The organism is Acinetobacter amyesii, assembly GCF_023499985.1.
GTDB lineage: Bacteria > Pseudomonadota > Gammaproteobacteria > Pseudomonadales > Moraxellaceae > Acinetobacter > Acinetobacter amyesii.
The window spans coordinates 23,983-45,294 of sequence record NZ_JAMCOU010000006.1 but is presented as its reverse complement, the minus strand read 5'-3'; the positions used below and the strand labels follow the sequence as shown (position 1 = coordinate 45,294).

Here is a 21,312-nt window from a genome sequence, read left to right as displayed (position 1 = left end):
ATTCAATAGACTTGAATATTCAGCTTGGAGAAAGTCTGAATAAGAATTGGCGTCCCTACGGGGATTCGAACCCCGGTTACCGCCGTGAAAGGGCGATGTCCTAGGCCTCTAGACGATAGGGACGTTTAGAAGATGGCGGTATCTTATTGATCCGCCATCATAGTGTCAAGTAGGTGAGGGCCGAGTTTGTTCAAAATATAACAGAACAGTTCAGCGGTCTTCTGAGTATCGTAAAGTGCAGAGTGTGCTTCTTTACCATCAAACTCAATACCAGCTTGAATACATGATTTTGCCAGCACAGTTTGTCCAAACATTACAGCGCTCAAAGTCACTGTATCGAATACGGAAAAACTATGGAAAGGATTTTGATTTTTTGTTCCTGTACGTGCAATAGCTGCCTGTACAAACCCTAAATCAAAATGGGCATTGTGACCAACTAAAACCGCATGAGTGCAGTTTTGTTGACGACGTACTTCATTCACTGACTTAAAAATACGTTTTAATGCTGATTTCTCATCTTCAGCCATGGCCATACGCATCGGATTAAATGGATCTACACCAATAAAATCCAGTGAGCGACGGTCAAGGTTGGCACCTTCAAACGGATTGATATGTGCATGGTGGGCTTCACCCGGTACAAAGTTACCTTCTGCATCATACACAATAGGAATAGCTGCAATTTCCAGTAAGGCATCGGTCTGTGAATTAAAACCTGCTGTTTCGACATCGACAACAACAGGTAGGAATCCACGGAAACGTTGACCAATGACTGGTCGAGTTTCATCTGTCACACTTTTCTCCATTGGATGGTCTTACCCGCATACAACGGAATAATTTTTTCGCCATCCAAGTAGTCTAAACTTTCAGGGATCACTTGATCTTCTTTTACCAAGGTAATGGTATTGGTATTTCGAGGGAGTCCGTAGAAGTCTGCACCAAAGTGGCTTGCAAAACCTTCTAAACGGTCGATTTTACCGACTTGATCAAATGCTTGAGCGTATAGCTCAATTGCTGTTGGTGCACTATAACATCCTGCACAGCCACATGCATTTTCTTTAGCATTTTTTGAGTGCGGCGCACTGTCTGTACCTAAGAAAAATTTAGGGTTCGCACTGGTCGCGACTTCGAGCAAAGTTTGCTGATGGGTTTGACGTTTTAAAATCGGTAAGCAATAGAAATGCGGTTTAATACCACCCACCAACATATCATTACGGTTAAACAATAAATGTTGTGGTGTGATTGTCGCAGCGACATTACGGTCTTGTTCTAATACAAAATGCGCAGCTTCGCTAGTAGTGATGTGTTCTAGCACCAATTTTAATTTAGGGAACTGTTTTAACAGTGGAGAAAGCACTTCATCAAGGAAACGTTTTTCACGGTCAAAAATATCGACATGGTTATGCGTCACTTCACCATGTAACAGTAATGGCACTTGGTGTTCTTCGAGTTGCTCAATCACACCATAGACTTTACTAATATCACTGACACCACTGTCCGAGTTCGTGGTTGCACCCGCTGGATAGAGCTTAATGGCATTAACATGCTCAGACTCTTTAATTTTTTTAACTTCACTAGCAGGTGTGTTGTCTGTGAAATAGAGCACCATGCGCGGGTCAAAGTGAACGCCTTCAGGAACATGTGCCATGATACGTTCACGGTATGCATTTGCTTCTTCAATGGTTTTTACCGGTGGTACGGTATTTGGCATACAAATCGCGCGAGAGAATTGTTGTGCTAAATCAGGAACTGTACGCTTTAGGGCTAGACCGTCACGTAAATGTGCATGCCAATCATCTGGCTGAAGAAGAGTAATCGTATTCACAGCGATTCCAAGCTTGGAAATAAAACAAATGATAATGCAAATAATGTGAAAATGGTAACGAGATTTATGTACAAATGACTGAACAGATATAAATTAAGAATAAAACTGTGGTATTTTTAAATGACTAAAAGAATTAGATAAATGCTTGGAAATGGAATACAAGTATAACCTTGCAAAGTTGCAATACGATAAAGAAAAAATAGAGGAACTGATTACACGGCAAACTCGCCGTGTAGGGGAAATGTTTCCTAAAAAACTGGAAACACAATTTTGGACTTTAAACCTCGATCGTGCGCAAACCAACATACGTCATTTTTTCTGGATGGGAGTGTTGATCTACTTTGTGCTCACGATGCTGATCATTCCCGGAGATTACTGGATAATTAATCAACAGCATTTTGTGCATGATTTTATTCGTTGTTTGGTTGGTCAGCTCAATGGTGCGCTGTGTCTTTTGGCTTTATATACCTTTGCCCGTTATGACCGGCTGAAGCCTTATTTTTCACATGCCAGTATGTTTGTAGTGTTTTGGGCTGTTATTTCAATGTCTTGGCTCACCATGACTGTGTATACCGAAGCACTTAAACATCAGGCCATGATGATCCTTTGTATGATTTATATCTTGAGCTATATTTTGACGGGGGTGAAACCAGTCCAAATGTTAATGTCTGGCTTGTTGGCTGCTGTGGTCACCATGTTGATGCTTTTTTCATTAGAAGTGAAATTTGATGTAATGGTGTTGGGGCGTGTACTGATTGGAAGCTGTGTATTGGGTTTTGCAATCAGTAAGATGCTCTGTGCACGTGAACGGATGATTTTTTTGAATATGCTGCGCGCGGATATTAGTGAAAAAATCCATCGTATTCATACCACAGAGCTTTTGCATCTAAGTCAGCATGATGAATTAACCAAGATTTCAAACCGACGTACTTTTGATGAAATGCTCGATACCTTTTATGAGCAATCTCGACGTAATAACACCTCGCTTGCTGTGCTGTTTATCGATGTTGATCATTTTAAAAACTATAACGATTTTTACGGTCATCAAAAAGGCGATGATGTAATTTCAACCATTGCCAAAACCATTAAAAATGCCATTCGACATATGGATTTTGTAGCGCGATATGGTGGTGAAGAATTTGTGGTTTTATTGCCTGAAACCGATGCGCATGGTGCTTATGCGGTAGCGTCAAATATTTATAAAGCAATCGATCGTTTAGAAATTCCACATGCTAAATCACAGGTTTCAAATCACGTCACTATTAGTTTGGGTATTACGGTATATCGTGCTGAAAATATGACGAAGGATGAACTGTTAAATATTGCCGATCAGGCGTTGTATCGTGCGAAACAATTAGGCCGGAATCAAATTTACTATCAGTCGATTCGTTCAGCGCATGTGGCTTAATGTTTAATTTGTCAGTGTAATTTTCTGAAATCGGCAATAAAAAACCGCGCAACCTGCGCGGTTTTTTATGACTCAACAAATCTTATTTGTTTTTGTCTTTTAATTGAGGTACTGCAGAACCTGTACCTACTGCAAGTAAGCCAGAATTTGTGTAGATGCCTAATTTAGCGCGAGTATCTGTGATATCTAGGTTACGCATAGTCAATTGACCGATACGGTCAGCAGGACTAAACATAGAGTCACCTTTCTCCATAGTTAAACGCTCAGCTTCATAAGTGAGGTTAGGAGATTCAGTGTTTAGAATAGTGTAGTCATTACCACGACGAAGTTCTAAAGTCACCGTACCAGTGATTGCTTTAGCAACCCAACGCTGCGCAGTTTCACGAAGCATTAATGATTGAGAATCGAACCAACGACCTTGGTAAAGAAGACGACCTAAACGCAGACCGTTAATACGGTATTGTTCGATGGTGTCTTCGTTATGAATACCAGTCACTAAACGTTCATAAGCAATATGAAGAAGTGCCATACCCGGAGCTTCGTAGATACCACGAGATTTTGCTTCAATGATACGGTTTTCGATTTGGTCAGACATACCTAGACCATGACGACCACCGATACGGTTAGCTTCAAGAATGAACTCAACTGGGTTTTCGATGCGTTTGCCATTTAATGCAACAGGGAAGCCTTCTTCGAAAGTTACAGAAACTTCTTCAGCTTTTACTTCTACGTCATCTTTCCAGAAAGCAACGCCCATGATTGGGTCTACGATTTTGATACCCGCATTAAGGTATTCAAGATCTTTTGCTTCGTGAGTCGCACCTAACATGTTTGAGTCAGTTGAGTACGCTTTCTCTTTTGACATTTTGTAGTCAAAACCGTTGTCGATTAGGAACTGTGACATTTCTGCACGGCCACCTAATTCGTCAATAAAGGTTTGGTCTAACCACGGTTTGTAAATTTTAAGTGCTGGGTTAGTCAATAGACCATAACGATAGAAACGTTCAATGTCGTTACCTTTATAAGTCGAACCGTCACCCCAGATGTTTACGTCATCTTCTTTCATCGCGGTTACAAGCATCGTACCTGTAACTGCACGACCAAGAGGAGTCGTGTTGAAATAAGGCATACCACCAGTTGAAATGTGGAAAGCGCCACATTGAATAGCCGCAATACCTTCTAAAGCAAGTTGTAAACGACAATCAACTAAGCGAGCTTTAACTGCGCCATACGCTTCCGCTTTTTTTGGAATCGCATCGTAGTCGTCTTCATCAGGTTGACCTAAGTTTGCTGTGTAAGCATAAGGTTCCGCACCTTTTTGTTTCATCCACAAAAGCGCAGCTGAAGTATCTAGACCACCAGAGAAGGCAATACCAACTTTTTTGCCAACTGGGACATTCTGCAAGATAGTTGCATTATCAGTCATTGTTAATCCTAACGATATAAATATAGGCACCGAGAATGGGTGGCCTGAAAGAATACATATATGTGCGCGATTGTAGCACTTTTCTGCACGGTTTTTCTAAAAAATCATGAGATACAAGCGATGAAGTGGAAAAAAATGATCGTTGAAATCTATTGTTGAATACTTCATCTAGTTTTTGCAGGCGGAAAATGCATTTTCTGAAAGAAATAGGATGCAAATATAAAGAAATCTATTTGATTTAAATAAATGGTCATACCAATATTGGGTTGATTTGGTTTTTATCCTTTTCGCTGAAATGAGACTGAAGTCAAACAAAGCTTGGTTATTAGACTAAAGTATATTTTATAGAATTTATTCATAAATAATAATTATAAAACAGATATTTAAAAAATTGTTGTTAAAAATTCAAACTGGAAAATAACGTTTTCGCATAGAGTATTGGTCATACCAAAAACAAGAAAAGCTTGAATGATTGAGTTGAAATATTTAAAAATTGCAGAGTATTTCAGCAATAGTATGAGTTTTTATGTCTTTGATTTTTATATTGGTCATACCAATGAAAAAAGACCACATGCTGATATTGCTCAATAATTAAATCTTAGTAAGCATTTCAAGGAGATGACAATGCTTCAATGGCAGCAAATATATGACCCAATGGGGAATATATGGATATCAAGTTTAATTGCGCTCATTCCGATTATCTTTTTTTTCTTGGCGCTTGCTGTATTTCGTTTAAAAGGCAGTGTGGCAGGTACGATCACCGTTGTACTGGCACTTTTGGTGTCTTTATTTGCCTATGACATGCCTGCGCTTATGGCATTGGCTTCGATGGTCTACGGTTTCTTCTACGGTTTATGGCCGATTGCATGGATCATTATTGGTGCGGTGTTCCTGTATAAAATCTCTGTCAAAACAGGGCAGTTTGACATCATCCGTTCTTCGATTCTTTCGATTACTGAAGATCAACGTTTACAGATGCTGTTAGTTGGCTTTGCTTTCGGTACTTTCCTCGAAGGTGCGGCGGGATTTGGTGCCCCTGTGGCGATTACCGCAGCACTATTGGTAGGTTTAGGCTTTAAGCCTTTATATGCGGCAGGTCTTTGTCTGATCGTAAATACAGCGCCAGTGGCTTTCGGTGCGATGGGTATTCCAATTATCGTTGCTGGGCAAGTGTCTGGTGTTGATACAATGGAAATCAGTCAGATGGTCGGCCGTCAGCTGCCATTTATGGTGCCGATTGTACTGTTTTGGATTATGGCGATTATGGATGGCTGGCGCGGTGTGAAGGAAACTTGGCCTGCAGTTGTGGTTGGCGCGAGTAGCTTTGCGATTGCACAGTACCTAACCTCGAACTTTGTCGGTCCTGAATTACCAGATATTACCGCGGCGATTGCCTCTTTAGTGTCATTAACGATTTTATTTAAATATTGGCAGCCTAAACATATTTTTCGCTTTGCAGATCAAGATGCGACGATGAGTGAAGATGTTGCTGCACAAAAACAGCAAAAATATAGCTTAGGTCAAATTGCAAAAGCGTGGTCGCCATTTGCGATCTTAACGATGATGGTTACGATCTGGAGTATTAAACCGTTTAAGGATTTATTTACCAAAGATGGCGCGCTGCATGACATGGTTATTTCGATCAAAGTGCCATTTTTACACCAATTAGTTCAAAAGATGCCGCCAGTCGTACCTGAAATGAAGGACTACGATGCCATCTATAAATTTGATTGGTTTTCGGCAACAGGTACGGCAATTGTTATCGCTGCGATCATTACGATTATTTTCTTAAAAATGAAGCCTAAAGAAGCAATTGTGACCTTTGGTGAAACTATTAATGAATTAAAAATTCCAATTTATTCGATTGGAATGGTCTTGGCTTTTGCATTTATCGCCAACTATTCAGGGATGTCGGCAACATTGGCATTGGCACTTGCGCATACAGGCCAAGCCTTTACCTTCTTCTCGCCATTTTTAGGATGGCTTGGTGTCTTCCTTACGGGTTCAGATACGTCAGCCAATGCACTATTTGCTGCATTACAGGCAACTACTGCACAGCAAATTGGTGTGCCAGAAGTATTACTCGTTGCTGCCAATACCAGTGGTGGTGTGACTGGAAAAATGATTTCTCCGCAGTCAATTGCAATTGCATGTGCGGCAGTTGGCTTGGTAGGTAAAGAGTCTGATTTATTCCGTTTTACCGTAAAACACAGTATAACGTTCACAATCATGATGGGGATTTTAATCACCCTACAAGCTTATGTGTTCCCTTGGATGATTCCATAACACGCATTGTGTAACAACGTTAAGGAAAGCAGATGAAAGTCTCTGATAAAACTGTTCAAAGTCTTCGTGTATTGATTGAAGAAAGCAATATGCAAGTTGGAGATCGTCTGCCTGCTGAACGGAAACTGTGTGAACAACTTGGCGTCTCACGCACCTCTTTACGCGAAGCGATTTCTCAATTGACCAGCATGGGCGTGTTGGTCAGTAAAGTCGGTGCGGGGACTTTTTTAAAGCAATTACCTGCGACTTGGTCGAGTTATCAAATTGTGCAGCCCATCAGCAGTTTGATTAGTGAAGACCCTGCCTACCGTTTTGATGTGCAAGAGGCGCGCATTATTTTAGAAGGTGGTACCGCATGGTATGCGGCACAACGTGCTACAGCAGAGGACTTGGCACATATCCGACATTATTATGATCAGATCAATCATTTTCAGGCTTTAGGCAATGACGATGAAGCAGCGCGTGCAGATGCCAAATTTCATTTAGCAATTGCTGAAGCTTCACATAATTTAGTGTTGATTCAGATGATGCGTGGTCTATTTGATCTGTTGCAATTTAATGTCGTTTTAGGTCGTCGAAAAGTTTATAGCGAAGCACACCGATTTGATCAATTGCATGATCAGCACTTTCAAGTCATGAATGCAATTGAACGTCGTGATCCTGAAGCTGCACGTAAAGCAGTCTGTGGACACATTGAGTTTGTAGTACAACAGGTGCGTATGATTGATGAAGAAGAAGCTCGACGTCAGCGTGCCAGTCGATTAAACAGGATATAAGCATGATTATTTCTTCTGCCAATGACTACCGTGAAGCGGCACGTCGTCGTTTACCGCCATTTTTATTTCATTACATCGATGGCGGGGCGTATGCCGAATATACCTTAAAGCGTAATGTAGAAGATTTATCAAAAATAGCGTTGCGTCAACGTGTGCTGAATGACATGTCACAGCTGAGTCTAGAAACCCAACTGTTTAATGAAACTTTATCGATGCCAGTGGCTTTATCACCTGTGGGTTTAACCGGGATGTATGCACGCCGCGGCGAAGTTCAAGCAGCCGTTGCCGCAGATAAAAAGGGCATTCCATTTACGCTGTCTACCGTTTCAGTATGTCCAATTGAAGAAGTGGCGCCTGCGATTCAGCGTCCCATGTGGTTTCAGTTGTATGTGCTACGTGACCGTGGCTTTATGAAAAATGCCTTAGAACGTGCCAAAGCAGCAGGCTGTTCAACTCTGGTGTTTACCGTGGATATGCCTGTTCCGGGCGCACGTTACCGTGATGCACACTCGGGGATGAGCGGCCCAAATGCTGCCATGCGCCGTTATATGCAGTCGTGTTTCCACCCACACTGGGCGTGGAATGTGGGTTTATTAGGTCGTCCGCATGACTTAGGGAATATTTCTAAATACTTGGGCAAACCAACAGGTTTGGAAGATTATATCGGCTGGTTGGGCAATAACTTTGACCCATCAATTTCATGGAAAGACCTTGAGTGGATTCGAGAATTTTGGGATGGCCCGATGGTCATTAAAGGCATACTTGACCCTGAAGATGCCAAAGATGCTGTGCGTTTTGGTGCAGATGGCATCGTGGTGTCAAACCATGGTGGTCGTCAGCTCGATGGTGTTTTATCTTCAGCGCGTGCATTACCGCCAATTGCAGATGCAGTAAAAGGCGATATTAAAATTCTTGCTGACTCAGGTATTCGAAATGGTTTAGATGTGGTGCGTATGCTGGCTTTGGGTGCAGATACCTGTATGCTCGGTCGCGCATTTGTTTATGCACTCGGTGCAGCAGGTGGTGAGGGTGTTTCCAATCTTCTAGAACTGATTGATAAAGAAATGCGTGTTGCGATGACCTTAACTGGTGCAAAAACCATTGCGGATATTACATCTGATTGTTTGGTGAAGTTAGAGAAAGAGTTGGCTGGGTGATTTTTTGAATAGATCTCTTGGGAAAGTTATTCGTCATCAAAAAAAATTAAAAAATGAAAGTTCCCTCTCCTTGTAGGAGAGGGTTAGGGAGAGGTATTTATTGAATAATTCTTCTAACCCTCTTGCGTAGCATTGCTATTCATCCCTAAGGGAGAAGGGATATTCATTATAGATTTTAATAACAATGACTAAAAACTTTTGATATGTGCAAATAAACCTACGTTGTTTAAAATTATTTAAATCAATATTTTTTCATTGCACAACAATGCAATTCCTCTTTAGCGAGGAGAGAAAAAATTGAAAATGGAAAATTCTACGAGCATGCAAACTCAATCATCACAAACCATTCAAAACCTTATCAACATCGTCGGTAAGCAACATGTTCTAACTGAAGATAAAGACACACGTTTATACCGCCAAGGTCGCCGTTATGGTGCAGGAAAAGTATTGGCTGTGGTTACACCGGGCTCATTACTTGAGCAATGGCATGTGTTGCAAGCGGCTGTGGATGCAAATTGTATTGTGATTATGCAAGCCGCCAATACCGGTTTGACAGGTGGTTCAACGCCTTTTGGTGATGACTATGACCGTCCTGTGGTGCTGATAAGTACTCGTCGTTTGGTTGGCATCCAAGTGATTAATGAAGGCAAGCAAGTGATTTGTCTACCGGGTGCGACATTAGACAAACTTGAAAAAGATTTGCTGCCATATAATCGTGAACCTCATTCGGTGATTGGTTCTTCGTGTATTGGGGCATCGGTTTTGGGCGGCGTATGCAATAACTCAGGGGGTGCTTTGGTACGCCGCGGTCCTGCCTATACAGAGCTTGCACTGTATGCAAAAGTGAATGAGTCAGGTGAGTTAGAGTTGGTCAATCATCTAGGTGTCAATCTTGGCAATACGCCTGAAGAAATCCTCACAGCGCTGGAAAATAAAAATTATCAAATCAATGACATTGTGAATAATTCAAGTTGCTGTGCATCAGATCAACGCTACTCACATGACGTTAAACAAGTCGATGAAAATACACCTGCACGTTTTAATGCAGATCCGAGTCGACTATTTGAAGCATCGGGTTCAGCAGGTAAGGTCTGCGTCTTTGCAGTACGTTTAGATACCTTTGAAAAAATTCCTAGTCAGGTGTTTTATGTGGGAACCAATTCGCAAGATGATTTAACAGAAATTCGTCGTTTTCTATTAAAAGATCTTGCACGCCTCCCGATTGCGGGTGAGTACATTCATCGCGTGGCATACGATATTGGGGCTGAATACGGTAAAGATTCTTTTGTATTTATTGAAAAATTCGGCACCGCAAAAGTTCCTGCTGCTTTTGCCATGAAAGATAAAGTCGATGGCTATTTAGAAAAACTGGGCTTGCGAGGTTTGTCGGATAAAGTTTTACAACTTGTCACTAAATTTATGCCGAATCATCTGCCAAAACGTATGAATGAATTTCGTGATTTATATGAACATCATTTGATGATTCGTATTGAAAATCAGGATGTTGATCAAGTTGGTGCGTATTTGAAAACGTATTTTTTAGATAAAACCTCAGGCAATTATTTTAAATGTACGGATGAAGAAGGTCGCAAGGCATTTTTACATCGTTTTGCTGTGGCAGGTGCTGCCATTCGATATCGTGATACGCATCGTTCAGAAGTTGAAGATATAGTGGCTTTAGATATTGCATTACGTCGCAATGATCGTGAATGGGTCGAAACTTTGCCAAAAGCCATGAATGAGCAAATTATCCATAAACTCTATTATGGACATTTTCTCTGCCATGTGTTTCATCAAGATTATATTGTGAAAAAAGGTGTAGATCCTTTGGCAATGGAACATGCAATGTGGCATTTACTCGATGATCGTGGCGCTGAATATCCTGCGGAACACAATGTTGGACATTTGTATGTGGCGAAGCCTGCATTAAAAAATCATTATCAAAAGCTGGATCCGACTAATAGCTTTAATGTGGGGATTGGACAAACCAGCAAGCTGAAAAACTGGAAATAATGCTTTAAAAACAACATGCCGTGATATGAAAGTTCACGGCTTTTTTTATGGTTAAAGGATTAATATATCCGGAGGTATTGACCATAAAGGCGAAGAATATTTTCTAAATTGTCATCCCAAAATATAAAAAAACCGCTAAAGTGTTATGCAACAAGTTGCAAAGCCAAAATAAGGATTCAGCATGACAACGACTAGCTATGCAAATATTTTAAAGCCTTTACATTTGGGTTTTACCACGATTAAAAACCGTGTCGTGATGGGGTCCATGCATAGTGGGCTGGAAGATCGTTTTTATAATTATCCTAAGCTTGCGGCTTATTTTGGTGAGCGTGCGAAAGGTGGTGTCGGTCTGATTATTACAGGCGGTATTTCGCCAAACCGTCAAGGTTGGCTGTTACCTGCTGGCGGTACCATGAATACTTTAGGTGATATTGCTCCACATCGCTTGGTTACCCATGCAGTACATAAACATGGTGCCAAAATTTTAATGCAAATCTTGCATGCTGGGCGTTATGGCTATCAGCCTTTTGCAGTGTCAGCAAGTCCGATTAAATCTCCGATTTCACCTTTTAAACCACGTCAATTAACGGACAAACAAATTCTTTCAACCATTGATGATTATGTCAAAACGGCAAGCCTTGCACATAAGGCCGGCTATGATGGTGTTGAAATCATGGGTTCAGAAGGCTACTTGCTGAATCAGTTTTTAAGTCGTCATGTCAACCAACGGACAGACCGTTGGGGCGGTGAAATTGAAAATCGTATGCGCCTTGCGGTTGATATTGTGAAATCAATACGTGCTGAAGTGGGTGAGAAATTTATTATCTGCTTCCGTTTGTCATTGCTTGATTTGGTTCATGATGGGAACACCATGGCAGAAGTCATTACTGTTGCTAAAGCATTGGAAGCTGCAGGTGTGACGTTATTGAACACGGGGATTGGTTGGCATGAAGCACGTATTCCGACAATTGTAACCTCAGTGCCTCGCGCAGCGTTTGTGGACTATACCGCTGAAGTCAAAAAACATGTTGCGATCCCTGTCATTGCGTCCAACCGTATCAATATGCCAGATACAGCTGAAGAAATTTTAGCTTCAGGCAAGGCAGATATGGTGCAAATGGCACGTCCATTCTTGGCAGATCCGTTTTGGGTAAATAAAACTGCGACCAACCGTGTCGATGAAATTAATACCTGTATTGCCTGTAACCAAGCCTGTTTAGATCATACTTTTAAAAATCAGCGTGCGACGTGTTTGGTCAACCCACGAGCGGCATATGAAACTGAATTGGTTTATTTAAAGACCAAAAAACCGAAGCGCATTGCAGTCATCGGTGGTGGTGTGGCAGGCATGTCTGCTGCAACGGTTGCAGCAAGCCGAGGCCATGCGGTGACATTATTTGAAGCTGGTGCAGAGGTGGGTGGTCAATTTAATTTGGCAAAAGTCATTCCCGGCAAAGAAGAATTTCATGAAACGATTCGCTACTTTAAAGTTCAAATCGAAAAAACGGGTGTGGATTTGCGTTTAAATACGCGTGTAAACCGTGAACAGCTTGAACGTGAAGGGTTTGAGGAAGTTGTTATTGCAACAGGTGTGGTTCCTCGCAGCTTAAAAATTGAAGGTAGTGATGCACCGAATGTCTTGTCTTATGCAGAAGTGCTGAAAGGCGCAGCTGTGGGCAATAAAGTTGCTGTGATTGGTGCAGGCGGCATTGGCTTTGATGTATCTGAATTTTTACTCAAACCACCACATCAGCCACAACCAATGCCTTTAGCGGATTGGCAGCGGGAGTGGGGTGTTGATCCAAATCCGAACTATGTAACAGAAGGCGGTATGCAGGCTGCTGAGATCGAACCTCCTGTTCGTGAAATCTACTTATTACAACGTAAAACAACTGCAATTGGTGCTGGGTTAGGTAAAACATCAGGCTGGGTACATCGTGCACAATTAAAGAAAAATGCGGTTCGTATGCTGCGTGGTGTTCAATACAAAGCCATTACTGATGAAGGTCTTTGGGTTGAATATGAAGGGCATGATCAATTATTACGTGTAGATACGATTGTTGTCTGTGCTGGTCAGGAATCGGTGAAGCATTTGATGCCAGAACAGGGTGAGAAAACCCTTGCCAATTACCATATTATTGGTGGTGCAAAACTAGCAGCAGAGTTAGATGCGAAACGCGCAATACGTGAAGGTGCGGAGCTTGCGGCTAAACTTTAAGGATTTGGCGAAACAATATTCATTTGAATGGTTTAGTTGTAATTTTTACTTGTCAGATGAATAAAACCTCCGTATTATGGCGCACATGGAAGCGTGGCAGAGCGGTTTAATGCACCGGTCTTGAAAACCGACGAGGGCGCGAGTCCTCCGTGAGTTCGAATCTCACCGCTTCCGCCATATTCAAAAAAGCCTCTGTAGTGATACAGAGGCTTTTTTTTTGTGAAAATTTTTTGAATAAAAGCAATTTATATACAAAAGTTGTCAAAGAATATAAAGGGAGCTGTAAAAACTCGATATAGGAATATTTGGGGTAAAACTGGGCAGGCGATAAAAAATAATTAAGATGAAATGACTTTAGTTAAGTTTATAAAAGATGAGTTAGATTCAAGGTCAATTTCTTTATTTTAAAGATGAATTAAAATACTTGTATATACAAGTTGATTTTGGCTTATACTGCTCTTTATTCTAATGTTTTAATGTAGTTATCTTAGAAATCATATTAGATCTACTTTTGCAAGATTGTTGATCTAAAGATAAATAAAGATTGTGATTGAAGAGAAGCAGATGTTATCAAATTCAGTTTTAGAAGAAACAAAAGGGATAGAAGCGCCATCACCGCTTTATGCTCAGGTGAAGCAGTACATTCAAAGCAAAATTTATAGCGGTGAATGGAAAGTAAATGACAAAATTCCCTCTGAAAGCGAATTGGTCAAATTACTCAATTGTAGCCGTATGACGGTCAATCGTGCCTTACGTGAGTTGACTACTGATAAAGTTTTGGTACGCGTACAAGGTGTGGGTTCATTTGTCGCAGAAGGCCAAGGTCATTCGGCCTTATTTCAAATTCATAATATTGCAGATGAAATTGTGGCACGGAACCATATTCATCGCGCTGAAGTTCTAAAACTAGAAAAAGTACAGGCGGATGTGCAGCAAGCCTTGTTTATGCAAACCAAAGAAGGCGAGACACTTTTTCATTCCATCATTATTCATTATGAAAATGAAGTACCTGTACAAATTGAAGACCGTTTGGTGAATGCAGCATTAATCCCTGACTATTTACAGCAGGACTTTAGCAAGCTTACCCCCAATGCCTATTTAATGGCGCAGGCACCGGTCAATGAAGGTGAACACATAGTAGAAGCCGTTTTAGCCAATGCGCAGGAATGCAAATGGCTGAAAATTACCAAACAAGAGCCGTGTCTGCTTATACGTCGCCGTACGTGGTCAAATAAACAATTAATTTCTAGTGCACGCTTAACATATCCGGGCAGCCGTTATTATTTGGAAGGAAAATTCGTGCAATGATTCAAGTATTGAAGCTGCATGATTATCAAAAAATGCCATGGAAAAATGGTCTAGGTTCTACCTTTGAAATTGCACGTCAATCTAGCTTAGCTAAAGGTGATTTTGATTGGCGTGTGTCTATGGCGGATGTGGAAAATGATGGTGATTTTTCTTATTTTGAAGGGAAAAAGCGCATTATTTCTACGCTATCTGGTGCTGGAATGCGGCTGCAAATTGCCAAGCAATCACATGTCGATGTTTGCGCACGTGACTTATTTTCCTTTGATGGCGAGTTAGCAGTATTTTGCCAATTAATCGATGGGCCCATTCGTGACTTGAACCTGATTTACAATGCACAAAAAGTAAGGCCACGTATGCAGAGGATGGCAGGGTGTGAAAAACAGACGGTTTTATCTGCAGCACAAGACATCCTGATCTTTAATATGGCAGATCAGTTACAGATTTCCATTCATGAAAAAATGTATCATTTGGCAGCATTTGAATGTCTAAAAATTGCCAATCAAGATGAAACATTAAAGATCGAATTACCACAAGATACAGCGAAGGATTGCTGTTTCATTGAGCTATTTTATTCAGTTGACGTCTTTAAAAATGCCAAATATATCGCATAAATTTTCATACTACAACTAAAGTCATCAAACTTTAAAATCAATTAAAACATTCGTTTATATATTAATTTCACTTTTTTCAATAGTGAGGTCTTTTCAAAGATCGGTAGACATGCATATTATATGTACATGTATATACAAGTAAGCACATGTTTGTATTAGTGCTGAAGGGATGTCATTAGAAAAAACAGATTGTTGAATGGAAGGAGTCCAACGGTGACAACAACTACAAAATTTCGTGATGTAGAAATTCGCGCCCCTCGCGGTACAACGTTAAATGCAAAAAGCTGGTTAACAGAAGCGCCGCTACGCATGTTGATGAATAATTTGGATCCAGATGTCGCAGAGAACCCAAAAGAATTGGTGGTGTATGGCGGGATTGGCCGTGCAGCGCGTAACTGGGAATGCTATGACAAAATTGTTGAAACTTTAAAAGATTTAGAAGACCACGAAACTTTGCTAGTTCAGTCTGGTAAGCCAGTAGGGGTGTTCAAAACCCATAAAAATGCACCGCGTGTATTAATTGCAAACTCAAACCTTGTACCACATTGGGCAAACTGGAAGCATTTTAATGAAATGGATGCCAAAGGTTTGGCGATGTATGGTCAAATGACAGCAGGCTCATGGATTTATATTGGCAGCCAAGGCATTGTGCAAGGTACTTATGAAACTTTTGTGGAAGCAGGCCGTCAGCATTACAACGGTGACTTAACAGGACGTTGGGTATTAACAGCAGGTTTAGGCGGTATGGGCGGTGCACAGCCATTGGCTGCAACTTTGGCAGGCGCGTGTTCTTTAAACATTGAATGCCAGCAAGCCAGCATCGATTTCCGTTTACGTACCCGTTATGTAGATGAGCAAGCAACCGATTTAGCCGACGCTTTAGCACGTATTGAGCGCTATACCAAAGAAGGGAAAGCCATTTCAATTGCGTTGCATGGCAATGCTGCAGAAATTTTACCTGAGCTGGTACGCCGCGGTGTACATCCAGACATGGTGACGGATCAAACCAGTGCGCATGACCCATTAAATGGTTACCTGCCAATTGGCTGGACATGGGAAGAATACCGTGAACGCGCGCAAACTGAACCAGATGCAGTGGTAAAAGCCGCGAAGCAATCTATGGCTGTTCATGTTCAAGCGATGCTGGACTTCCAAAAAATGGGCGTTCCAACCTTTGACTATGGCAACAATATCCGTCAAATGGCGCAAGAAGAAGGCGTAGAAAACGCATTCGATTTCCCTGGTTTTGTACCTGCTTATATTCGTCCATTATTCTGCCGCGGTATTGGTCCTTTCCGTTGGGCTGCGCTTTCTGGTGACCCAGAAGACATCTACAAAACTGATGCAAAAGTGAAAGAGCTGATTCCAGATGATGAGCATTTGCATCATTGGTTAGATATGGCGCGTGAACGAATCGCATTCCAAGGTTTGCCAGCGCGTATTTGCTGGGTAGGTCTAGGCCTGCGTGCAAAACTTGGCTTGGCATTTAATGAAATGGTACGTACAGGCGAACTATCTGCACCCGTGGTGATTGGCCGTGACCACTTAGACTCGGGGTCTGTGTCTAGTCCAAACCGTGAAACTGAATCGATGCAAGATGGATCAGATGCAGTATCAGATTGGCCATTACTGAATGCTTTGCTCAATACAGCCGGCGGTGCAACTTGGGTATCATTGCATCATGGCGGCGGCGTAGGCATGGGCTTTTCACAGCATTCAGGTGTGGTAATTGTGTGTGATGGTACAGACGAAGCAGCAGAACGTATTGCGAGAGTACTGACCAATGACCCTGCGACAGGTGTAATGCGCCATGCAGATGCTGGATATGATATAGCAATTGACTGTGCAAAAGAACAGGGCTTAAATCTGCCGATGATTACTGGCTAAGCCGTAAAAAGGACAACTGCTGATTCATCTCAACTCTCTCCTGATGAGTCAGCAGCGCATAAAAAATAGGAAACAGGGCTGTACACATGGAACTTTTAATTCAACCAGGCAAACTTAATTTAGCAGAATTACGTGAAGCATTTTTAAAGCCGATCAAAGTTAAGCTAGATCAGCAGGCCATTCCAGCCATTCAAGCCAGTGTCGATTGTGTTGAGCAAATTATTCGTGAAGGCCGCACGGCTTACGGCATTAATACAGGTTTTGGTTTATTGGCCTCAACTAAAATTGCGCAAGAAGATTTAGAGCAATTACAGCGTTCATTGGTTTTATCGCATGCCGCAGGTGTAGGCGAAGCGCTCGATGATTCAATGGTGCGTTTGATTATGCTGCTCAAAGCCAACAGTTTGGCGCGCGGTTTTTCAGGTATTCGTTTAAAAGTCATTGAAGCGCTTTTGGCACTTATTAATGCTGAAGTTTATCCGCATATTCCTTTAAAAGGTTCTGTAGGAGCTTCAGGTGATTTAGCACCGCTTGCACATATGTCATTGGTTTTACTAGGTGAAAGCAAAGCGCGTTATAAAGGCGAGTGGATTTCAGCTGTTGAAGCTTTGAAAATCGCAGGTCTAGAGCCGATTGCATTGGCAGCAAAAGAAGGCTTGGCACTGCTCAATGGTACACAAGTGTCTACAGCCTATGCGCTGCGCGGTTTATTTGAAGCAGAAGATTTATTTGCAGCTGCAACTGTATGCGGCGGTTTAAGTATAGAAGCAATGCTTGGTTCACGTTCACCATTTGATGCACGTGTACATGAAGTACGAGGGCAGCGCGGTCAAATTGATGTAGCTGCTGCATATCGTGATCTATTGACTGACGAAAGTGAAATTGGTCATTCGCATGAAGATTGTGAAAAGGTACAAGATCCGTATTCGCTGCGCTGTCAGCCACAGGTGATGGGTGCATGCTTAACTCAAATCCGCCAAGCGGCAGAGGTGCTTGAAATAGAAGCCAATGCGGTATCTGACAATCCACTCGTTTTTGCCAAAGAAGGCGATGTGATTTCTGGCGGTAACTTCCATGCTGAACCTGTAGCAATGGCAGCAGACAATTTAGCCTTGGCTATTGCAGAAGTAGGTTCACTGTCTGAGCGCCGTATTTCGATGATGATGGACCGCCACATGTCACAGCTTCCACCATTCTTGGTGGAAAATGGCGGTGTGAACTCTGGCTTTATGATTGCACAGGTGACTGCTGCTGCTTTAGCAAGTGATAACAAAGCATTGGCGCATCCAGCCAGTGTAGACAGCCTGCCAACTTCTGCAAACCAAGAAGACCATGTATCTATGGCACCAAATGCGGGCAAGCGTTTATGGTCTATGGCGGACAATGTGCGTGGTATTTTAGCCATTGAATGGCTGGGCGCATGTCAAGGTTTAGACTTCCGTAAAGGCTTAAAAAGCTCGGTTAAATTGGAACGCGCGCGTAAAGCACTACGTGACCAAGTGCCGTACTACAGTGAAGACCGTTTCTTCGCGCCAGACATTGAACAGGCGAGCGAATTATTGGCAAGCGGCTGCTTAAATGAATTGATCATTGATGGTTTATTGCCAAGCCTAAAATAAGTTTGTGATTGAGAATAGGGTCGCATGATGCGGCCCGATCAAATAAAAATTTCCTCATGGATTGGAGATCAAAATGTCACAAGAAGCATCACAGGGTTCTACCTTACAGCGGGGACTCAATACCCGCCATATCCGATTTTTAGCTTTAGGTTCCGCGATTGGCACAGGACTATTTTACGGTTCGGCAAGTGCCATACAAATGGCAGGGCCATCAGTACTGATTGCTTATATTGTTGCGGGTATCGCAATTTATATCGTGATGCGCGCTTTAGGTGAAATGTCTGTACACAATCCTGTTTCAGGATCATTTAGCCATTATGCAAGTAAATACATCAGTCCGTTTGCAGGTTTTACCACGGGTTGGACCTACGTTTTTGAAATGATTATCGTGGCCTTGGCTGATGTCACGGCGTTCGGTATCTACATGGGCTTCTGGTATCCCGATGTACCGAGATGGATCTGGATTCTCTCGCTGATTATGTTCTTAGGTGCAATTAACTTAATTCATGTCAAAGTCTTTGGTGAGTTAGAGTTTTGGTTATCGATTATCAAGGTCACCGCCATTATTGCCATGATTATTGGAGGTTTCGGTCTGATGCTTTATGGCTTCCATTCAGATCATGGTGCAGCAGTTTCGGGCTTACAAAACCTATGGATTCATGACGGATTTATGCCAAATGGCATTGGCGGCTTGATTGCCTGCTTATCTGTAGTGGTGTTTGCATTTGGCGGTATTGAAATTATTGGTATTACTGCTGGCGAAACAGCAGAACCGAAAAAATCTATTCCAAAAGCGATTAATGCTGTTCCTGTACGAATTCTATTATTCTATGTACTGACTATTTTTGTGCTCATGGCGATTTTCCCTTGGAACCAAATTGGTACGCAGGGCAGCCCATTTGTACAAATCTTTGAAAATCTAGGGATTGGGTCTGCTGCTACGATTTTAAATATTGTGGTGATTTCAGCAGCAGTGTCGGCCATTAACAGTGATGTATTTGGTGCGGGACGTATGTTGTACGGCATGGCGCAAGACGGACAAGCGCCGAAAGTATTTACCAAGCTGTCTAAAAATGGTGTGCCGTGGATGACAGTTGTGGTGATGGCCGGCGTACTTCTAGTCGGTGTCGTATTGAACTACCTGATTCCTAAAAATGTATTCATGATTATTGCTTCAATTGCGACTTTTGCGACGGTATGGGTGTGGCTAATGATTCTGCTGTCACAAATGGGTATGCGCCGCAAATTATCTACAGCAGAAATTAAAGCTTTAGATTTCCCTATTGTGGGCTGGCCATATGCGCCTGCATTTGCAGTGGTCTTCATGTTGTTTGTATTAGGCATCATTGCGTATTTCCCAGACTCTCGACCTGCAATCTATGTAGGTGCAGCTTGGCTAGTGATTCTATGGATTGCCTACATTGTCAAAGTACGTCCAAAAATGAACTTGAATCAGGCGAATTCTACTGCACAGCAATTTGAATCCAACTCTTAATATAACACTTCTTAATTTATACATGTTTCCGTCAAGGCAAATGCTGCGGCGGAACAGGAAATACAACAATGAAGCTTTGGTTGAATTGTCATATTGCGACAATGCAGAATGGTCAATACAGCAGTATTGAAGATGCAGCAATCGTTACAGAAGGTGAACTGATCCACTGGATTGGCAAGCACAGTGAAATTCCAAATGAAGAATTTGTAGAACGCATTGATCTGAAAGGTGCTTGGGTGACTCCCGGACTCATCGATTGTCATACCCATAGCGTATTTGGTGGCAACCGCAGTGTTGAATTTGAGCAGCGTTTGCAAGGTGTGAGCTATGCTGAAATTGCGAAAAATGGCGGCGGTATTGCCAGTACGGTGCGCGCAACACGCGAGGCGACAGAAGCTGAACTGTATCGATCTGCTTATAAGCGGATTCAAAACTTGCAGCGTGAAGGCGTCACCGCGATTGAAATTAAATCGGGCTATGGGCTGGATTTAGCCAATGAGCGCAAAATGCTGAAAGTGATTCGTCAGTTAGGGGAAGCTTTACCAATGACGGTACGAAGCACCTGTTTGGCTGCACATGCTTTACCGCCAGAATTTAAAAATGCCAGCGATGACTATATTGATTACATCTGCAGTGAAATGTTGCCGCAGCTGCATGCTGAAAACTTAGTTGATGCGGTGGATGCTTTTTGTGAACATTTGGCTTTTAGCCCCCAACAAGTCGAACGTGTTTTTCAAACCGCACAAGCATTGAATCTCCCCGTTAAATTGCATGCTGAACAGTTGTCTGCCTTAGGCGGCTCGAGTTTAGCGGCTACGTATCACGCGTTATCTGCAGATCATTTGGAATATATGACTGAAGATGATGTGAAAGCTATGGCGGCCTCAGACACTGTTGCCGTGCTGTTACCGGGCGCATTTTATTTGCTTAGAGAAACACAATTTCCGCCCATAGAAAGCTTAATCGCACATGGGGTGAAAATTGCGATTTCGACAGATCTGAATCCAGGAACTTCTCCTGTTTTGTCACTACGTTTAATGATGAATATGGGCAGTACCTTGTTCCGTTTGACGCCAGAACAAACTTTGGCGGCAGTCACGATTCATGCTGCGCAAGCGCTTGGTTTACACAAGATGCATGGCAGTTTAGAGGCTGGAAAATTCGCCAATTTTGTAGCGTGGGATATTCAGCATCCTTCTGAAATTACCTATTGGCTAGGCGGAGATCTTAATCAAAAAGTGATCTATAAAGGCCAGCAGGTACAGATCTAGGTTTGAATGGAATAG

At 42.2% G+C, this 21,312-nt stretch carries 15 protein-coding genes and 2 tRNA genes; 13 read left to right on the top strand and 4 right to left on the bottom strand.

All coding sequences use genetic code 11. The features are described 5' to 3' along the window. Positions 1–47: 47 nt before the first annotated feature. The 3 genes from M5F03_RS00250 to pyrC form a co-directional block, all read right to left on the bottom strand. Positions 48–123: transfer RNA gene (locus tag M5F03_RS00250), tRNA-Glu, on the bottom strand. 20 nt (positions 124–143) lie between these two features. Further along, a complete protein-coding gene (gene rnt, locus M5F03_RS00245) occupies positions 144–803 on the bottom strand; it encodes a ribonuclease T (protein WP_078192915.1) in 660 nt (219 codons plus the stop codon). Continuing rightward, positions 788–1,822 (bottom strand): dihydroorotase, encoded by a 1,035-nt coding sequence (gene pyrC, locus M5F03_RS00240; RefSeq protein ID WP_249705793.1) that lies wholly within the window; start codon positions 1,820–1,822, stop codon positions 788–790. The genes rnt and pyrC overlap by 16 nt, the downstream gene beginning before the upstream one ends. A 151-nt stretch (positions 1,823–1,973) precedes the next feature. On the opposite strand from pyrC, the gene M5F03_RS00235 reads away from it, so the two are divergent. Next, positions 1,974–3,230, top strand: coding sequence for a GGDEF domain-containing protein (locus M5F03_RS00235; protein WP_249705792.1), 1,257 nt, complete (start codon positions 1,974–1,976; stop codon positions 3,228–3,230). Between the two features lie 82 nt (positions 3,231–3,312). On the opposite strand, the gene argG is transcribed toward M5F03_RS00235, so the two are convergent. Beyond that, entirely contained in the window at positions 3,313–4,656 is a 1,344-nt protein-coding gene (gene argG / locus M5F03_RS00230) for an argininosuccinate synthase (RefSeq protein WP_078192912.1), read from the bottom strand. Positions 4,657–5,274: 618 nt separating this feature from the next. Between argG and lldP the strand changes: the two genes are divergently transcribed. The 12 genes from lldP to hutI all read left to right on the top strand — a co-directional run bounded on the left by lldP (position 5,275) and on the right by hutI (position 21,297). Next, positions 5,275–6,942 carry an L-lactate permease gene (lldP, locus tag M5F03_RS00225; RefSeq protein WP_180133650.1) on the top strand — a complete coding sequence of 556 codons (1,668 nt, stop codon included), beginning with the start codon at positions 5,275–5,277 and terminating at the stop codon, positions 6,940–6,942. A 32-nt stretch (positions 6,943–6,974) separates the two neighbouring features. Further along, positions 6,975–7,718, top strand: coding sequence for a transcriptional regulator LldR (gene lldR, locus M5F03_RS00220; RefSeq protein WP_078189144.1), 744 nt, complete (start codon positions 6,975–6,977; stop codon positions 7,716–7,718). A 2-nt stretch (positions 7,719–7,720) separates the two neighbouring features. Further along, complete coding sequence (gene lldD, locus M5F03_RS00215; RefSeq protein ID WP_078192909.1) at positions 7,721–8,875, top strand: FMN-dependent L-lactate dehydrogenase LldD; 1,155 nt, start codon at positions 7,721–7,723, stop codon at positions 8,873–8,875. A gap of 321 nt (positions 8,876–9,196) precedes the next feature. Next, entirely contained in the window at positions 9,197–10,888 is a 1,692-nt protein-coding gene (gene dld / locus M5F03_RS00210; RefSeq protein ID WP_249706025.1) for a D-lactate dehydrogenase, read from the top strand. A 181-nt stretch (positions 10,889–11,069) separates the two neighbouring features. Then, positions 11,070–13,106, top strand: coding sequence for an NADPH-dependent 2,4-dienoyl-CoA reductase (locus M5F03_RS00205; RefSeq protein WP_249705791.1), 2,037 nt, complete (start codon positions 11,070–11,072; stop codon positions 13,104–13,106). A gap of 87 nt (positions 13,107–13,193) precedes the next feature. Continuing rightward, positions 13,194–13,283: transfer RNA gene (locus tag M5F03_RS00200), tRNA-Ser, on the top strand. A gap of 387 nt (positions 13,284–13,670) precedes the next feature. Then, positions 13,671–14,414 (top strand): histidine utilization transcriptional repressor HutC, encoded by a 744-nt coding sequence (hutC, locus tag M5F03_RS00195; RefSeq protein WP_249705790.1) that lies wholly within the window; start codon positions 13,671–13,673, stop codon positions 14,412–14,414. Beyond that, positions 14,411–15,025: a HutD/Ves family protein gene (locus tag M5F03_RS00190; protein ID WP_249681379.1), complete on the top strand. Its 615-nt coding sequence runs from the start codon at positions 14,411–14,413 to the stop codon at positions 15,023–15,025. Before hutC ends, M5F03_RS00190 begins: the two co-directional genes overlap by 4 nt. Positions 15,026–15,238: 213 nt before the next feature. Then, a complete protein-coding gene (gene hutU / locus M5F03_RS00185) occupies positions 15,239–16,912 on the top strand; it encodes a urocanate hydratase (protein ID WP_249705789.1) in 1,674 nt (557 codons plus the stop codon). A gap of 86 nt (positions 16,913–16,998) precedes the next feature. Next, the gene (hutH, locus tag M5F03_RS00180) at positions 16,999–18,531 is read left to right on the top strand and encodes a histidine ammonia-lyase (RefSeq protein WP_249705788.1); all 1,533 of its coding nucleotides are present in this window, start codon (positions 16,999–17,001) and stop codon (positions 18,529–18,531) included. 73 nt (positions 18,532–18,604) lie between these two features. Next, complete coding sequence (gene hutT / locus M5F03_RS00175) at positions 18,605–20,026, top strand: L-histidine transporter HutT (RefSeq protein ID WP_180121785.1); 1,422 nt, start codon at positions 18,605–18,607, stop codon at positions 20,024–20,026. A 68-nt stretch (positions 20,027–20,094) separates the two neighbouring features. After that, on the top strand, positions 20,095–21,297 hold the full coding sequence (hutI, locus tag M5F03_RS00170; RefSeq protein ID WP_249705787.1) for an imidazolonepropionase: 1,203 nt from the start codon (positions 20,095–20,097) through the stop codon (positions 21,295–21,297). Positions 21,298–21,312 lie beyond the last annotated feature (15 nt).

Excerpts from the sequence above, each read along its gene's own strand:
- lldD (WP_078192909.1), top strand. The coding sequence starts at position 7,721 with ATGATTATTTCTTCTGCCAATGACTACCGTGAAGCGGCACGTCGTCGT.
- argG (WP_078192912.1), bottom strand. The coding sequence starts at position 4,656 with ATGACTGATAATGCAACTATCTTGCAGAATGTCCCAGTTGGCAAAAAA.
- M5F03_RS00190 (WP_249681379.1), top strand. The coding sequence starts at position 14,411 with ATGATTCAAGTATTGAAGCTGCATGATTATCAAAAAATGCCATGGAAA.
- lldP (WP_180133650.1), top strand. The coding sequence starts at position 5,275 with ATGACAATGCTTCAATGGCAGCAAATATATGACCCAATGGGGAATATA.
- hutT (WP_180121785.1), top strand. The coding sequence starts at position 18,605 with ATGTCACAAGAAGCATCACAGGGTTCTACCTTACAGCGGGGACTCAAT.
- M5F03_RS00235 (WP_249705792.1), top strand. The coding sequence starts at position 1,974 with ATGGAATACAAGTATAACCTTGCAAAGTTGCAATACGATAAAGAAAAA.
- M5F03_RS00205 (WP_249705791.1), top strand. The coding sequence starts at position 11,070 with ATGACAACGACTAGCTATGCAAATATTTTAAAGCCTTTACATTTGGGT.
- hutI (WP_249705787.1), top strand. The coding sequence starts at position 20,095 with ATGAAGCTTTGGTTGAATTGTCATATTGCGACAATGCAGAATGGTCAA.
- hutH (WP_249705788.1), top strand. The coding sequence starts at position 16,999 with ATGGAACTTTTAATTCAACCAGGCAAACTTAATTTAGCAGAATTACGT.
- rnt (WP_078192915.1), bottom strand. The coding sequence starts at position 803 with ATGGAGAAAAGTGTGACAGATGAAACTCGACCAGTCATTGGTCAACGT.
- dld (WP_249706025.1), top strand. The coding sequence starts at position 9,197 with ATGCAAACTCAATCATCACAAACCATTCAAAACCTTATCAACATCGTC.
- lldR (WP_078189144.1), top strand. The coding sequence starts at position 6,975 with ATGAAAGTCTCTGATAAAACTGTTCAAAGTCTTCGTGTATTGATTGAA.
- hutC (WP_249705790.1), top strand. The coding sequence starts at position 13,671 with ATGTTATCAAATTCAGTTTTAGAAGAAACAAAAGGGATAGAAGCGCCA.